Source organism: Paraoerskovia marina DSM 21750 (assembly GCF_000701465.1).
In the GTDB taxonomy this organism is placed as follows: Bacteria; Actinomycetota; Actinomycetes; order Actinomycetales; family Cellulomonadaceae; genus Paraoerskovia; species Paraoerskovia marina.
Window position 1 is genome coordinate 535889 of sequence record NZ_JNIY01000003.1, and the last position, 14863, is coordinate 550751.

The following is a 14863-nucleotide window of genomic DNA, read 5'->3' on the forward strand; positions in this document are numbered from 1 at the left end:
CGGACGCCGCGGTTCGCCATGACCTACGGTGAACTGATGATCTCCGTCCTGGACGCTGCCCCCGACCCGATGTCTGCTCCCGCGATCGGATGGGGGGTTCTTGGCGCGGGACGGATCGCCGGCTCGTTCTCCGACGCGGTCGGCACGTCCACGCGGTCGCGCGTCGTCGCCGTCGGCTCCCGGGACGCGGGGCGCGGTCGAGAGTTCGCCGACAAGCACGCGCCCGGCGCCCGGGTGGGGTCGTACGAGGAGCTGGTGGCCGACCCGGCCGTGGACGCGGTGTACGTCGCGACGCCGCACTCGCACCACCGCGACCACGCGCTCCTCGCGGTCGCCGCGGGCAAGCACGTGCTCGTCGAGAAGGCGTTCACCCGCAACGCCGCCGAGGCGGTCGAGGTGCTCAATGCCGCACGGCGGGCGGGCGTGTTCGTGATGGAGGCGATGAAGACCCGTCACCTGCCGCACGTCGCCGCGATCCGCGCGCTCGTCGCCCGGGGCGAGATCGGCGACGTCGTCTCGGTCACCGGGAACTACCAGGTCGCGTTCCCGTATGACGAGACGTCGAGGATCTTCGACCCGGCGCTCGCCGGGGGCGCGCTCCTGGACATCGGCGTGTACCCGGTCGCGTTCGCGATGGACCTGCTCGGGGTGCCGGACGAGGTGCGCGCGACGGGTTTCCTCACGCGCACGGGGGTCGACGCGCAATCGGCGATCGCGCTGCGGTTCGGCGAGCGGGCGGTGGCGTCGGTGACGACGTCGGTGCAGTCACCGTCGCCGACGTCCGTCACGATCGGCGGGACCGCGGGGAACATCCAGATCGCCGGCCACGCGTTCGCCCCCACGGGGTTCGTCGTCGAGTGGGCGGACGGCGGGCGCAAGGAGTTCGACGGGTTCGTCGAGGACGGCAAGCAGTACGAGGCCGCCGAGGTGGCGCGGTGCATCGCCGCCGGGGCGGTCGAGAGCGCGCGGATGTCGTGGCAGGACACGCTGGACCTGATGGCCGTCCTCGACGCCGCGCGCGGTCAGCTCGGCGTGGTGTATCCCGGGGAGTAGCGCTGTTCGGACTCCGAACGGATCTCCACTCGTCGGATCGGTTCGATCGCACCGGTCCGGGTGTCTACCGTGACCCCATGACCGACTCGCGACAGATCGCCGACCACGCCCGCGACCCGAAGAGCGCTCCGGCGATCCGGTGGGGGATCCTCGGCGCCGGCGGCATCGCCCAGACCTTCGCCCGCGCCGTCGACGAGCTCACCGTCTCGACCGTGACCGCCGTCGGTTCCCGCGATCTCGCGAGGGCCGAGGCCTTCGCCGCGGAGCACGCGAACGGTGCCCGCGCGCACGGGTCGTACGAGGAGCTCGTCGCGGACCCGGAGGTCGACGCGATCTACGTCGCGACGCCGCACTCGCACCACCGCGACCACGCGCTCCTCGCCGTCGCCGCGGGCAAGCATCTGCTGGTGGAGAAGGCGTTTACCCGCAATGCGACGGAGGCGCAGGAGGTCTTCGACGCCGCGCGCGAGGCTGGGGTGTTCGTCATGGAGGCGATGTGGACCCGGCACCTGCCGCACGTCGCCGCGATGCGCGCCGTGATCGAGCGCGGCGACATCGGCGAGGTCGTCGCCGTGCACGCCGACCACGGGCAGCACTTCGACGCCGACCCGTCGCACCGGCTGTTCGCCCCCGAGCTCGCCGGCGGTGCGCTGCTCGACCTCGGGGTCTACCCGGTCTCGTTCGCGATGGACGTGCTCGGGGTCCCCGACGAGGTGGTGGCGACCGGCACCCTCACCGACACCGGGGTGGACGGTCAGATCAGCATCGCGCTGCGGTACGGGCAGCGGGCGCAGGCGACGCTGTCGACGACGCTCTGGGCCAAGACCCGCAACGGCGCCGTGATCGCCGGGACGACGGGTCGGATCGAGATCGACCCGTGGTTCTACACCCCGACGTCGTTCCGCGTCGTCCCGAACGACGGCGCCGAGGCGGTCTACACCAACGTCGCCGAGCAGGGCATGCAGTACCAGGCCGCGGAGGTCGCGCGCTGCATCGCGGTGGGCCGGACCGAGAGCAGCCGCATGCCCTGGGACGAGACCCTCGCTGTCATGCGCACCATGGACGAGATCCGACGCCAGGTCGGGGTCGTCTACCCGGGCGAGTGACCGGCGTAGCGTGAGCCGCATGGCTCACATGCGCTGCGACTTCTTCTCCGACGTCCTCGAGATGGGGACGTCGGTCTCCGTGATCCTCCCGCAGGCCCCCCGCGAGCAGATCGGCGGCCCCGCGCCCGTGCACACGGCGCCGGACGCACCCCCGGTCCTGTACCTGCTGCACGGGCTCTCCGACGACGACACCGCCTGGACGCGGAACACCTCGATCGAGCGCTACGCAGCGGAGCACCAGGTCGCCGTGGTGATGCCACGCGTGGAGCGGAGCTTTTATCACGACGAGGTCCACGGCCAGCGGTTCTGGACGTACCTGACCGAGGAGCTGCCCGCCGTCGTCGCCTCCTTCTTCCGCGTCTCGCAGGCCCGGGAGGACACCTTCGTCGCGGGACTGTCGATGGGCGGGTACGGCGCGCTCCGCTGGGCCCTGAGCGAGCCGGAGCGGTTCGCCGCCGCGGCCTCGTTCTCCGGCGTGCTCGACGTCGCCGAACCCGGCCTGCTCGAAGCCCGGGCGGATCTGTACGAGACGGTGTTCGGATCGCAGCCGACGGCCGGCACCGACTCGGACCTGCTGCACCTGCTGCGGACGCGCGTCGCCGCCGGGACGGACCTGCCGGCGCTGCGCGTGACCTGCGGGACCGAGGACGCGCTGTTTGCCGGGAACGAGCGCTTCCTCGCCGAGGCGCGGCGCCTCGAGGTCGACGTCGCGGTCGACCTCGGGCCGGGTGACCACGAGTGGGGCTACTGGGACGCGCAGGTCCGAGCCGCTCTCGCGTGGCTCCCGCTCGCCGCGGACGGTGACGACGGGCGAGTCGCCTGAGTGACACCTAGCGTGACGGCATGCCCCCACCCCCGAGCCTGACGCAGCGCCTCCGCGAGACCCGGGTCGGGCGCGCAGCACGCAGCGTCGACCGGATCTGGGCCCGACACCCGCGGTGGTCGCTGGCCGCGAAGGGCGCGCTGGCCGCCTCCGTCGCCTGGTTCGTCGCGACGCTCCTGCCGTCCCCGCTCTCGGACTATGCCTACTACGCGCCGCTCGGCGCCGTCGTCGCCACCGGCCGCACCGTCATGCGGTCCGCGCGCTCGGCGGCCCAGGCCGCGGGCGCCGTGGTCGTCGGGGCCGTGATCGCCAGGCTGACGGCGCTGCTCGACCTTCCCGGGTTCGTCGCCATCGCGGTCGTCGTCGCGGTCGCGATCCTCGTCGCCGGGTGGCGCGGGTTCGGCCCCCTCGGTGACTGGGTGATCACGTCGGCCCTGATCGTGCTGATCATCGGCAGCAGCGACTCGCTCGGGTTCGTCGGGGCCTACGCCGGGCTCGTCGCGCTCGGGGCCGCGATCGGCGCGCTCGTCAACACGGCTCTGCCCCCGCTGCTGCTCGTCCCGTCGGCGATCGAGCTGGACCGGCTGCGAGACCAGCTCGCCGACCAGCTCGACGCCCTCGCCGACGGTCTTCACGGCGAGGAACCGCCGTCGCCGGAGGAGTGGGACGACCGGCGCCGTGAGATCCAGCCGATGCTCGAGCGTGCCACGGCCGCGGTCGAGGAGAGCAAGGAGTCGGTGCGGGCGAACGTCCGGGCTCGACGGCGGTCCCAGGAGGTCGAGCTGTTGCTCGCGCGGTCGGAGACCCTGCGTGTGACCGCCGAGATGGTGGAGGACATCAGTCGTCTCGTCATGCGCTGGGAGCGCGACGACGACCACGAGGTCGCGTTCGGTCCCCGCGTACGGCCCGTGGTCGCCGACGCCCTCGAGACCTACGCCCGCGTCCTGCGTGCGAGCCAGGACGAGGAGTCCTCCGCGGAGGTGGACACGGTCGCGGCCGGGCTGCGCGACGTCGTGCGCTCAGAACGGCAGACGGGTGGTGAGGACTTCTTCGTCGCCGGCACGGTGGTGCTCGCGCTCGAACGGGGTGCCGGGGCCCTCCGCCTCCGCGAGGCGCACGGAGACGGTCGCGTCAGTGGTTCGGGGCGCGATCCAGGCACACCCGAGCTCCGTCGTCGGCCAGCGTGAACTGCGCGAACGACAGGTCGGCGACCACCGCGTCGGCGTCGAGATCGTCCCGTGCGTGGGTGCCGAGAACGGCGAGGGTCGCGCAGCCGGCCGCAAGGCCCGCGCGGAGCCCTGCCGGGGCGTCCTCGACGACGAGGCAGCGTGCGGGGTCCACGCCGAGGAGCTCGGCGCCGCGCCGATAGGGCTCCGGGTCGGGCTTGCCGTGCGTGACGTCGTCCGCCGTGACGACGACGGCGGGCGGAACGAGCCCGGAGGCACGGAACCGCTGCGCGGCGAGCGCGTCCGTCGAGGAGGTGACGATCGCGCAGCGCCCGGCCAGCGCCGTCAGCGCCGCGGCCGCGCCGGGGAGCACGACGATGCCGTCCTCGTCGGCGAGCTCGAGCTCGGTGATGCGCGCGACGGCAGCATCCACCCGCTCCGGCTCCACGAGCCGAGACACGACGACCCTCGCGGGCGTCCCGTGCGCGACCCGGAAGTCGGCGCCGTCGGGCAGACCCTCCTCCTGCGCCCAGGTGCGCCAGCTCCGCTCGACCGCCGGTACGGAGTCCACGAGCGTCCCGTCCAGGTCGAACAGGACGGCGTCGAACGTGAGGTCAGCAAGGTTCAGTGCCATCTGAGCACCCTACGGCGCTGCACCGACGGCGCACCCGGCGGAGCAGGTGTCACCAACCCGTTGTCGGGCCTGCCCAGGTATGCCACTATCGCGCCATGCGACCTCGGACGAGCACCGCCACCCTCGTGCGCCCCCGCGGCGCGCGAGACCAGACGACGTGGGGCCCCTGGCACGGTCCCGACCGCGCCGTCGGCTGGGGGTCGGTGACCAAGGTCCTGACGGCCGGGCTCGTCCGCGCCCTCGTGGTCAACGGGTCGCTGGCGTGGTCGACGACGGCACCGGAGATCCTCGGCGGGCCTGCCGCACCGTCGCTCACCGTCGAGGCGCTCGTGCGGCACCGGTCGGGCCTCCCGCGCGTGCTGCCACGGTCCTACGGGGCACCGGTCGACAAGGACCCCTACGTGGCCTGGACGACGGAGGCCTTCGACCGCGACGTCGTCCCACACCTCGCCGAGCTCGTCACGGCCAGGTCCGTGGGCAGGGACAACTACTCCAACCTCGGATACGCCCTCCTGACCCGGATGGCGGAGACGGTGACGGGAGAGTCCTGGCTGACGGCCCTGCGCGAGCGGGTGGTCGAACCCCTCGGCGGCGATCCCGACGCGTTCACCGTGACGCCGCCCGCCGGGGCGACCCTGGCGCTCGACCGCTCCGGGAAGCCGCTGGCCGACTGGGACCTGTCCACCGGTCCGTTCTGCGGTGTCGGGGGCCTCTGGGCGACGCTGCCGGCGCTCGCGGACGTGCTCGGAGCCAAAGGGGTGGGGGGCAAGCGCTCTCCGCTGGCGCCGCCGCCCGAGTCGGACCCGCCCTCGCCGCACGCCTGGCAGCGCGGCGGACTGGGGCGTGACGTCGCGTGGCACAACGGGATGACCCTGCGGCAGGGCGCGTGGGTGCAGACCAGCCACGACCGGCTCGTCCTCGCGCACCGGTGCGGCGGGGTCCCGGGCTTCACCGCCGGGGCGGCCCGCCGTGCGGCTCAGCGCGCGGCGGGCGGCTGAGCACCGGTCCGGCTACCAGGCCTCGGGGTCGGTGCCCGTGCGGTAGATCCGTCGCCCCGACACGGCGTCGGGGCTGACGCGCACCCACGCCGACTTCCGGGTCGAGGACCAGGACTCCAGTCCGAGGCTCTCGGCGTGCAGGACGTCGCTCTCGTGGTCCAGCACCCGGGCGGTGCCGCGCGCGACCACGCTCCATGCGACGTCGTCGTCCCAGCCGTCCACCTCGAACACGACGCGGGTGGAGACGGTGAGCTCGGCGAGCTTGGACCCGGGGGCCGTGGTGAACAGCACGTCCCCGTCGTCGAGGACGTGGTTCACCGGGAAGATGTCGACCTCGCCGGCGATCGCCACGCCGAGCCGGCCGACGGGGCTCGCTCCGAGGAGCGCGGTGGCCTCCGACGTCGAGAGGTTCTCGACCGTGCCACGGACAGGGGCGGACTCGTGCGTCATGGGTGCCTCCGGTCTCCGGGCCGAGCGGCGCTCGGCCGATACCTCGATCATTCCACCGTCGGCCCGTCCCTTCCGGGCGAATCCTGAGAGGTGCGTCACGTCGGACGCCGGGCGGTGGTGGACGTCGCGGCTATCGTGGACGCCGTGGACGCACCCGGGTACTTCATCTCCTTCGAGGGCGGCGACGGGGTCGGCAAGTCGACCCAGTTGCGCCTGCTGCGCGACTGGCTGGCCGAGGTCACCGGGCGCGACGTCGTCCTCACCCGCGAGCCGGGCGGGACCGAGCTCGGGGCGGTGCTGCGCCGGGCGATCCTCCACGGCGACGACATGGACCCGCGCACCGAGGCGCTGCTGTACGCGGCCGACCGGGCCCACCACGTCGCCTCGCTGATCCGGCCCGCCCTCGAGCGGGGCGCCGTCGTGCTCACCGACCGCTACCTCGACTCCTCCCTGGCGTACCAGGCCGTCGGGCGCGGGCTCGGCGACGACAGCGTCGAGGTCGTCAACCGCTGGGCCGTGCAGGACCTGATGCCCGACGCCACGGTGCTGCTCGACCTCGACCCGGTCGTCGCCGCACGGCGCCGCACCAGCACGCCCGACCGCCTGGAACGGGCGGGGGACGAGTTCCACCGGCGTACCCGCGAGGCGTTCCTCAGCCGCGCCGCCGCGGAGCCCGACCGGTGGATCGTGATCGACGCCGACGGGGAGGTCGACGACCTGCAGGCGCAGATCCGTGTCGCCCTGGCGGCACGGCTCGACCTGGCACCGCTCGTCGAGGAGGCCGCCTGGCTCGACGCGGAGGAGGTGACGAGCGAGTGAGCGTCTGGGACGACGTCGTCGGGCAGGAGCACGTCATCGACACCCTCCGGGCCGCCGTGGCCGAGCCGCGCTCGATGACGCACGCGTGGCTGTTCACGGGACCGCCCGGGTCGGGCCGTTCCAACGCCGCGCGGGCCTTCGCCGCGGCATTGCAGTGCGAGAACCCCGACGAGCGCGGGTGCGGGCGCTGCCAGGCGTGCACGACGACGCTCGCGGGCACGCACGCCGACGTCACCGTCGTCGCGACCGAGCAGGTGACGATCAAGATCGACGAGGTCCGCGACCTCATCGGTCGCGCCGTGCGCAAGCCCTCGACGGGGCGCTGGCAGGTCATCGTCGTCGAGGACGCGGACCGCATGCTCGAGCGCACGACGAACGTGCTGCTGAAGTCGATCGAGGAGCCGCCCCCGCAGACCGTGTGGCTGCTGTGCGCCCCGAGCTCCCAGGACGTCCTGCCGACGATCCGGTCGCGTTGCCGTGGCGTGGTGCTCCGGGTGCCTCCCGTCGAGTCCGTCGCCGCGCTGCTCGTCTCGCGGGACGGCGCCGAGCCCGAGGTGGCGCTCGAGGCCGCTCGTGCCGCGCAGAGCCACATCGGGCTGGCCCGACGGCTGGCGCGCGACGCAGGAGCCCGCGAGCGCCGCGACGAGGTGCTGAAGATCCCGGCCGAGGTCGCGTCCGTCGGTGAGGCCGTGATCGCCGCGGGCCGGCTGGTCGAGGTCGCGCAGGCGGAGGCGAGGTCGGCGACGGAGGAGCGTGACGCCGAGGAGAAGGGTGCGCTGCTCCGCGCGCTGGGCGCGGAGGCGGGCGAGACGGTCCCGCCGCGTCTGCGCTCGCAGGTCACCGAGCTCGAGAAGGACCAGAAGCGACGCGCCACCCGCTACCAGCGCGACGTCCTGGACCGGGCGATGCTGGACCTGCTCTCGCTGTACCGGGACGTCCTCGTCACCCAGCTCGGCGCGGAGGTCGAGCTCGTCAACACGGCCCACGGAGCGACCGTCCGCATGCTTGCCGGGCGCTCGACGTCCGTGCGGACCATCGAGCAGATGAACGCGATCTCGACGGCGCGCGAACGCCTCGGCACCAACGTCTCGCCGCTCCTGGCGACCGAGGCGATGCTCGTCGAGCTGCGTCCCTGAGGTCTCGTCGCCGGTGAAGGTCGTGTGAAACCGGCTCGCGGAACGGTGCAGAACGTCGCGAAGGTGCCGTGACCCACTACCGTTGCGGCGTGAGAACTCGCCCCGTCCTTGTCGCGGCCACCGCCGCTGCCCTCGTCCTCGCCTCGTGCACTCCCTCCGACGGTGACGACCCGGCGCCGTCCGGGTCGACGTCGTCCGGCACCCCGGACGCGCAGAGCGCCCCGGAGGGCTTCGAGGACTACTACACCCAGGAGCTCGACTGGGAGCAGTGCGGTGCGGGCTACGAGTGCGCGACGGCGGAGGCTCCCGTCGACTGGGCCGACGCGGACTCGGGCTCGATCGAGCTCGGCCTCAAGCGCCTGCCGGCCACCGGAGACAAGCAGGGGTCGCTGCTCGTGAACCCGGGTGGCCCCGGCGCCTCGGGCATCACCTTCGTCACCGACGCCCGCAGCGTCTTCGGGCAGCCGCTGCAGGAGGCTTTCGACATCGTCGGGTTCGACCCGCGCGGCGTCGGGGAGTCGGCGCCGGTGGTCTGCCTCGACGACGCGGACAAGGACGCGGCGCTCAGCGAGGACTTCTCGGACGACCAGGCCGGGATCGACGCCCTCGAGGAGTCCCTGAAGGAGTGGGCGGACGCCTGCGAGGAGAACACCGGCGACCAGCTCGCCCACGTCGACACCCAGAGCGCCGCGCGCGACATGGACATGCTGCGCAGCGCGCTCGGCGACGAGGAGCTGAACTACCTGGGGTTCTCCTACGGGACCCAGCTCGGGGCCACCTATGCGGGCCTCTTCCCGGAGACCGCGGGCCGGCTCGTCCTCGACGGGGCGATCGACACCACGCTGACGTCCGACGAGATCTCCGCCGAGCAGGCGGTGGGCTTCGAGAACGCGCTGCGCGCCTACGTCGAGGACTGCCAGAGCGGCGCCGACTGCCCGCTGACCGGCGACGTCGACGCGGGGATGGAGCAGATCCACGACCTGCTGGAGCGCGCCTACGACGACCCGCTGCCCACGGACAGCGACCGCGACCTGACGCAGACGCTGATGTTCTACGGCATCGCGCTCCCGCTCTACAGCCAGGGCAACTGGCCCCTGCTGACCGAGGCCGTCGACGAGGCCGTCACCCAGGGGACGGGGAGCACGTTCCTCTATCTCGCGGACTTCTACAACGACCGTGAGCCCGACGGGTCCTTCTCGACCAACTCCTCCGAGGCGTTCCGGGCGATCAACTGCCTCGACGACGCCGGCAACCCCGACATGGACTTCATGGACGAGCAGGCCGCCGAGATCGAGGCCGCGGCGCCGACCATGGGCGAGTTCTTCACGTACAACGGCCTGACCTGCTGGGACTGGCCATACGCCGCCGTCGACCAGGAGTTCGACCTCGCGGCCGCCGGTGCACCGCCGATCGTCGTCGTGGGAACCACCAACGACCCCGCGACGCCGTACGTCTGGGCCGAGGGGCTGGCGGACACGCTCGACTCCGGCGTGCTGGTCACGTACGACGGCGAGGGGCACACCGCGTACGGCAGCTCGAACTCGTGCGTGTCCGACGCGGTCGAGAGCTACCTCGTCGACGGAGACGTCCCGGAGGACGGCCTGACCTGCTGAGAGGCCGTCCGACGGCGGGCTCCCGGGCCGTTTTGGAGCGGGGGCCATCCGTTGGGTACAGTGGGTCCGCTCGCTCCTGCGAGTGCGCCGCCTTAGCTCAGTCGGTAGAGCGATTCACTCGTAATGAATAGGTCACCAGTTCGATTCTGGTAGGCGGCTCCACAGCGAAGGGCCCGACATCCGAGGATGTCGGGCCCTTCGTCGTTCCGGGCGACAGGCCGCTCCGTCGCGTCGATGGCGTGCCGAGGTCGTCCGGTGACCCTCAGAGTCCTGAGCGCGGGTCCTTGAGCAGCCGGCTGAGGAAGATCCCGGCCCCTGCGCTGACGCCGAGAAGGCCCAGACTCGCTGCGAGGATCACGCCCATCGGTGCGGACGGCTCCGGGGTCGAGTCCGTCGCGCTCTCCGAGGCCTGCGCCGAACGCTCCGCGTAGATGTCACCCAGGTCCATCCCGCTGCTCACCAGGGTCGTGCCGGCGGGCAGGTCGTCGGCGGCGCCCGTGGCGGGTGAGTCGGTGTCCTCGGCGGGATCGCTCGGCTCGTCGCTCGCCTCCTCGGAGGGGGTCTCCTCCGGGTCGACGGTCGCGGTCGTCTGCGTCGCCTCGGCGGTCCCGTCGTCCGAGGCCACCTCGGCCGCATCCGTCTCGGCGGGATCCTCGGCTTCCGACTCGTCCTCCGTGGGCGCGGCGGCGCTCGGCACGGGGGCGGGCTCGGCGGTGGCGGAGGCCTCGGGGGTCGACTCGGGGGCAGCCGCCGATCCAGAGCTGGTGCACAGGGGGTTCTTGTAGAAGCCGGCGAAGTCCCACTGCACCGTCACCCAGGTGACGCAGTAGCCGTCGGGGTAGTGGACGGTCCCGCCGAACGTCACATAGCCGCCGTCCTTGGGCAGCTTGGAGCTGTAGGTGCGCTCGCGCTGCCCGTCGAGACTGCGCAGGCCGTACCACATGCGGGCCGGGTTCCCGACGGGGCCGTCGAGCTGAACGCCCTCGATCGTGACCGAGAACGGCGGCGGTTCGACGTAGTCGTCGGCCGCTGCGGGCTGCATCGTCGCGAGCGCGAGCAGTCCGCTCACGACGGCAATCAGTGCAGAGCGCATGGGCACCTCGCTGGCGGGGACTTTTCGTGCGGAGTCTACGGTCAGTACGGACTCCTTCGGAACGCCCGTCCAAAAGTAGTTTGGCGATCAAGAAGGAAATGTCTCCCATGGTGACACCGACGTCCGCGAACCGGCCGGGCATCCGGCGGTAGCGTCGTCGTCGTGCCTCCGAACTCACCCCCGCGCGCTGCCCCCGGTTCCACCGTCCGCCACCACGACTGGGAGGGGGCCGACGTCGGCGGTGGGGAGTTCACGGACGTCACCTTCGTCGGCGCAGACCTGAGCGAGGTCACGACGACGGGCACCGTCTTCACGGGCTGCACGTTCCAGGACGTCCGGTTCAACGCCTCGGCGCACACGACGACGGCGTTCATCAACTGCACCTTCCGCGGCGCGATCTTCTTCGACACGGTGTTCGACGACTGCAAGCTCACCGGCTCGAGCTTCGACCGCTGCCGGTTCGAGCTGATGCGCGCCACGGGCGGCGACTGGTCGTTCGTCTCCCTGTCTCGTGCCGACCTCGACGGCACACGGTTCGAGCGCGTCCGGATGCGGGAGGCGGACCTGACGAGGAGCTGGCTCCGGGAGGCGGTCCTCGCGCAGGTCGACCTGTCGGGTGCCGACCTTGCAGGTGCCGATCTGAGCGGGGCGGACCTTCGCGGGAGCGTGCTCGGCAGCGTGGCCGGACTCGACCTCCCGGGCACCGTGCTGCGAGGTGCGCGCATCACGATCGACCAGGCCGTCGTCGTCGCCGAGGCGTTCGGGATGGACGTGCGGGCGGACTGAGGTCTCGACAGGCTCGACCTACGCCGGTTGAGGTTGTCGAAACCAGGCTCGCCCTACGGTGGTTGAGCTTGTCGAAACCAGGCTCGACGCACGCTGGTTGAGCTTGTCGAAACCGGTCTCGACCTTCGCCGGTTGGACGGGTCTCGACAGGCTCGACCTACGGTGGGTGGTTTGGTCTCGACAGGCTCGACCGACGTTGGTTGAGCTTGTCGAAACCAGCATCGATCCACGCCGGTCGAGCCTGTCGAGACCGGTCGACGTCAGGGCTTCGGGATGCTCGTGACGGTTGTGAGCAGGAAGACGCAGTCCTCGAGCGCCAGGACCGCGTGCCGCTCGTGCGTCAGGACGGAGAGCTCGCCGCGCGCCAGGTCTTCCTCGCCGCCGGGCGTCGTCACACGCACGCTGCCCTCGAGCACGAGGAGGCTCGCGGCGGGCGGGGCGTTGTGCTCACCCAGCTCGGTGCCCTTGACCAGGGCGAGGAGCGACTGTCGCAGCGGCCCGTCGTGCACCAGCATCTCGGAGCTGCGTCCGTTCTTCTCGGCCTGCGCGTAGGCCATGTGTGCAAGTGCGGCCTGCTGAAGGTTCGTCATCGGTCCTCCGGAGGTGGTGGGTGCCCACCATGGTGCCACCGGGGCACCCCGAGCGCCGGTCGCGCCGGCACCGAGGGCTAGAGCGAGGCCCCGTGCATCCGCGCGTACGTCCCGCCGGCCGCGACGAGGTCGGCGTGCGTGCCCACCTCGACGACACGCCCGTACTCCATCACGACGATGCGGTCCGCACCCTGGACCGTGGTGAGCCGGTGAGCGACGACGAACGTGGTGCGACCGTGCATGAGCCGGCCGAGGGCCTGCTGCACGAGGCGCTCGGAGGTGTTGTCGAGCGCGGAGGTCGCCTCGTCGAGCACCAGCACCCGGGGGTCGCGGACCAGCGCGCGTGCGATGGCGAGCCGCTGCCGCTGCCCGCCGGAGAGTCGTCCGCCCCGTTGCCCGATGACGGCGTCGAGCCCGCCCATCTCCTCGACGAAGTCCCAGGCGTTCGCGTCGACCAGGGCGGCGCGGACGGCGTCGTCGTCGAGGTCGTCGGAGCCGTACGTGACGTTGTCGCGGATCGAGCCCTCGAAGAGCACCGACTCCTGCGGGACGACGGCGAGGAACTTCCGGTACGAGCGCAGGTCGATGGCCGACATGTCGTGCCCGTCGACGGTCACGCGGCCGTGCTGGGGCTGGAGGAATCCGATCACGATGTTCAGCACGGTCGACTTGCCGGACCCGGACGACCCGACCAGCGCGACGGTCTCGCCGGGGCGGGCCACGAGGTCGAGGTGGTCGACGGCGGGGGCGGCGGTCTCGCCGGGGCCGGCTGCGTCGTCGTAGGTGAACGTGACGTCGTGGAACTCGACCGTCCCGTCCACGTGGTCGAGCGTGGGCTTGCCGGCGTTCTCCTCGACGTCGTACTCCTCGAGCACCTCGCCCATCGAACGGATCGACTCCAGGCCCTTGGCGATGATCGGTGCGAGGGTCATCAGCTGCGTGACCGACCCGGTGAGGGTGACGAAGTAGGTCGAGAGCATGACGACGTCGCCGGCGGTGACGTCGAACGTCCCGGTCCACGCCACCCAGGCGGCACCGACGAGGCACGCGACGGAGAGGAGCTGCAGGATCACCCACGCGATCGTCCCGAACCGGCCGTTGACGAGGTCGAGCCGAAGGCCTGCCTCACGGACGCGGCCGAGCGTCGTGTCCATGCGGTTGATCTCGCGGTCCTCGAGGGCGTGGGCGCGCGTGATCGGGATCAGGTGCGCCATCTCGGACACGCGCGCGGACATCGACTCGACCTCGCCGCGGAACTGGGCGTTGCGTGCCGCCATCCGCTTGCGCATGGCCATGACGAGCCAGGCCGCGAGCGGCACGGTGAGCGCGAAGATCGGCAGGAACTCCGGCACCTTGAGCCCGGTGAGGACGAGTGCGCCGGCGAGCGTCGTGATCGCCGCCATGCCGGAGTCGAACGTGGTGCGGGAGGCCTCGACCACGTTCTCGACGTCGCGCACGATCTTGGTCTGCAGCACCCCGGCGCTCGTGCGGCGGTGGTAGCCGATGGACAGCTCCTGGAGCCGGCGCGTCAGCGCCATGCGCAGTGTGGTCTCGACGCTGCGCACCGCCCGCGAGAGCGTGCGGATGTACAGCAGCGAGAGCGGGTAGTTCTGCAGGACGACGACGGCCATCACGGCCGCGATCAGCCACAGCTCGGAGAGGGGCCGGTGCTGCACGACGATGTCGATGACGGTGGCCGTCAGCGCGGGGATCAGCCAGACGGGGGAGTGCTTGATCGCGAAGACGACCGCGGCCCCGACGAGGCGTGCGCGCTGGGGGCGGTACAGGTGCGCGACCGTGCGCAGGGGGTGCGTGCCGTCATAGGCGTCGAGGGGGTCCACGGATCCATCCTGCCGGGGTTTGCGCCGCGGGTCGAATCGATTCGTGTCAGCGTTGACGTGAGCAGGTCCGTCCGACGTCGGAGAAGGTCGCCCGGGAGGCTAGAAGCGCGGCCCGTCCTCGTCGTGGAGGAGGTTCCGCAGCGGCCGCATCACGACGTCCACGCGCTCGACCAGGTCGGTCGGTCCGGTGACGAGCAGCGCCCGTTCGCCGACCTGCACGTACTGCGCGGTGATGCCGCGCGTCGTGATCCGCGCACCGGGTCCCACGCCGTCGACGACCGCGGGCGACGTGTCGATCCCCGCCCGCTCGACGTCGTCGAGCACGGCCCTCATCGCGCTGCGGTAGTCCTGGTACGCGTCCGCGAAGTCGTCGGAGCCGGCCGTGCCGCCGGGCTCTGTCGGCGGACGCACGTCGGTGTGCAGCGGCGCCGCGATCGCCGTCGTCAGAGCGGCGCGCAGGAGGTCCGGCAGCACCTCGTCGGTGACGGGGTGGCGCAGCGTCTCGACGCCGAACGGCTCCGCCTCGAAGGTCTCGTACCCGCGGCAGAACCGTTCCGCGGCAGGGTCGATCTCGTCGTCGGTCGAGTCGTCGACGACCGCGAGCGACTCCTCGCGCAGGTCCATCCCCCACAGGAGCGGGTCGGCGACCTCGCCCACCAGGCCGCTCATCTGGGCGAACCGCTCGGCGACCTGCTCCCAGGGCTCGCCGGTCTCGTTGGTCTCGCCGTCGTCCATCGCGTTCTCCAACCGGTCGC

15 protein-coding genes and 1 tRNA gene are annotated in these 14863 nt (G+C 72.0%); 10 read left to right on the plus strand and 6 right to left on the minus strand.

The features are described from left to right. Positions 1–36: 36 nt before the first annotated feature. From Q343_RS0102585 to Q343_RS14410, 4 genes are all read left to right on the plus strand, one after another. Positions 37–1053, plus strand: coding sequence for a Gfo/Idh/MocA family protein (locus Q343_RS0102585; protein WP_029252029.1), 1017 nt, complete (start codon positions 37–39; stop codon positions 1051–1053). A 77-nt stretch (positions 1054–1130) separates the two neighbouring features. Next, the gene (locus Q343_RS0102590) at positions 1131–2159 is read left to right on the plus strand and encodes a Gfo/Idh/MocA family protein (protein ID WP_052366798.1); all 1029 of its coding nucleotides are present in this window, start codon (positions 1131–1133) and stop codon (positions 2157–2159) included. Positions 2160–2178: 19 nt separating this feature from the next. Next, positions 2179–2982 carry an alpha/beta hydrolase gene (locus Q343_RS0102595; RefSeq protein WP_029252031.1) on the plus strand — a complete coding sequence of 268 codons (804 nt, stop codon included), beginning with the start codon at positions 2179–2181 and terminating at the stop codon, positions 2980–2982. Between the two features lie 20 nt (positions 2983–3002). Next, positions 3003–4169, plus strand: a complete 1167-nt coding sequence (locus Q343_RS14410) for an aromatic acid exporter family protein (RefSeq protein WP_052366799.1) — start codon at positions 3003–3005, stop codon at positions 4167–4169. Here Q343_RS14410 and Q343_RS0102605 read toward each other — a convergent pair. Next, positions 4114–4782, minus strand: coding sequence for an HAD-IA family hydrolase (locus Q343_RS0102605; RefSeq protein WP_029252033.1), 669 nt, complete (start codon positions 4780–4782; stop codon positions 4114–4116). The two genes, Q343_RS14410 and Q343_RS0102605, sit on opposite strands and share 56 nt — an antisense overlap. A 95-nt stretch (positions 4783–4877) precedes the next feature. Here Q343_RS0102605 and Q343_RS0102610 point away from each other — a divergent pair, with 95 nt between their 5' ends. Then, a complete protein-coding gene (locus Q343_RS0102610) occupies positions 4878–5780 on the plus strand; it encodes a serine hydrolase domain-containing protein (RefSeq protein WP_029252034.1) in 903 nt (300 codons plus the stop codon). A 12-nt stretch (positions 5781–5792) separates the two neighbouring features. Here Q343_RS0102610 and Q343_RS0102615 read toward each other — a convergent pair whose 3' ends face one another. Next, positions 5793–6230, minus strand: a complete 438-nt coding sequence (locus Q343_RS0102615; RefSeq protein WP_029252035.1) for a pyridoxamine 5'-phosphate oxidase family protein — start codon at positions 6228–6230, stop codon at positions 5793–5795. Positions 6231–6374: 144 nt separating this feature from the next. On the opposite strand from Q343_RS0102615, the gene tmk reads away from it, so the two are divergent. From tmk to Q343_RS0102635, 4 genes are all read left to right on the plus strand, one after another. After that, positions 6375–7049, plus strand: coding sequence for a dTMP kinase (gene tmk, locus Q343_RS0102620; protein WP_043109491.1), 675 nt, complete (start codon positions 6375–6377; stop codon positions 7047–7049). Continuing rightward, entirely contained in the window at positions 7046–8185 is a 1140-nt protein-coding gene (locus Q343_RS0102625) for a DNA polymerase III subunit delta' (RefSeq protein WP_029252037.1), read from the plus strand. The genes tmk and Q343_RS0102625 overlap by 4 nt, the downstream gene beginning before the upstream one ends. Before the next feature lie 89 nt (positions 8186–8274). Then, a complete protein-coding gene (locus Q343_RS0102630) occupies positions 8275–9798 on the plus strand; it encodes an alpha/beta hydrolase (protein WP_029252038.1) in 1524 nt (507 codons plus the stop codon). Between the two features lie 86 nt (positions 9799–9884). Then, positions 9885–9960, plus strand: a tRNA-Thr gene (locus tag Q343_RS0102635). Positions 9961–10060: 100 nt separating this feature from the next. On the opposite strand, the gene Q343_RS0102640 is transcribed toward Q343_RS0102635, so the two are convergent. Beyond that, on the minus strand, positions 10061–10891 hold the full coding sequence (locus tag Q343_RS0102640; RefSeq protein ID WP_029252039.1) for a hypothetical protein: 831 nt from the start codon (positions 10889–10891) through the stop codon (positions 10061–10063). A gap of 162 nt (positions 10892–11053) precedes the next feature. Between Q343_RS0102640 and Q343_RS0102645 the strand changes: the two genes are divergently transcribed. Beyond that, positions 11054–11677, plus strand: a complete 624-nt coding sequence (locus tag Q343_RS0102645) for a pentapeptide repeat-containing protein (RefSeq protein WP_029252040.1) — start codon at positions 11054–11056, stop codon at positions 11675–11677. 260 nt (positions 11678–11937) lie between these two features. Here Q343_RS0102645 and Q343_RS0102650 read toward each other — a convergent pair whose 3' ends face one another. The 3 genes from Q343_RS0102650 to Q343_RS0102660 all read right to left on the minus strand — a co-directional run bounded on the left by Q343_RS0102650 (position 11938) and on the right by Q343_RS0102660 (position 14843). Then, complete coding sequence (locus tag Q343_RS0102650; protein ID WP_029252041.1) at positions 11938–12267, minus strand: cupin domain-containing protein; 330 nt, start codon at positions 12265–12267, stop codon at positions 11938–11940. Positions 12268–12344: 77 nt separating this feature from the next. Continuing rightward, positions 12345–14108, minus strand: coding sequence for an ABC transporter ATP-binding protein (locus tag Q343_RS0102655; protein ID WP_043109167.1), 1764 nt, complete (start codon positions 14106–14108; stop codon positions 12345–12347). 99 nt (positions 14109–14207) lie between these two features. After that, the gene (locus Q343_RS0102660; RefSeq protein ID WP_029252043.1) at positions 14208–14843 is read right to left on the minus strand and encodes a hypothetical protein; all 636 of its coding nucleotides are present in this window, start codon (positions 14841–14843) and stop codon (positions 14208–14210) included. Positions 14844–14863 lie beyond the last annotated feature (20 nt).

Excerpts from the sequence above, each read along its gene's own strand:
- Q343_RS0102585 (WP_029252029.1), top strand. The coding sequence starts at position 37 with ATGATCTCCGTCCTGGACGCTGCCCCCGACCCGATGTCTGCTCCCGCG.
- Q343_RS0102590 (WP_052366798.1), top strand. The coding sequence starts at position 1,131 with ATGACCGACTCGCGACAGATCGCCGACCACGCCCGCGACCCGAAGAGC.
- Q343_RS0102595 (WP_029252031.1), top strand. The coding sequence starts at position 2,179 with ATGGCTCACATGCGCTGCGACTTCTTCTCCGACGTCCTCGAGATGGGG.
- Q343_RS14410 (WP_052366799.1), top strand. The coding sequence starts at position 3,003 with ATGCCCCCACCCCCGAGCCTGACGCAGCGCCTCCGCGAGACCCGGGTC.
- Q343_RS0102605 (WP_029252033.1), bottom strand. The coding sequence starts at position 4,782 with ATGGCACTGAACCTTGCTGACCTCACGTTCGACGCCGTCCTGTTCGAC.
- Q343_RS0102610 (WP_029252034.1), top strand. The coding sequence starts at position 4,878 with ATGCGACCTCGGACGAGCACCGCCACCCTCGTGCGCCCCCGCGGCGCG.
- Q343_RS0102615 (WP_029252035.1), bottom strand. The coding sequence starts at position 6,230 with ATGACGCACGAGTCCGCCCCTGTCCGTGGCACGGTCGAGAACCTCTCG.
- Q343_RS0102640 (WP_029252039.1), bottom strand. The coding sequence starts at position 10,891 with ATGCGCTCTGCACTGATTGCCGTCGTGAGCGGACTGCTCGCGCTCGCG.
- Q343_RS0102650 (WP_029252041.1), bottom strand. The coding sequence starts at position 12,267 with ATGACGAACCTTCAGCAGGCCGCACTTGCACACATGGCCTACGCGCAG.
- Q343_RS0102660 (WP_029252043.1), bottom strand. The coding sequence starts at position 14,843 with ATGGACGACGGCGAGACCAACGAGACCGGCGAGCCCTGGGAGCAGGTC.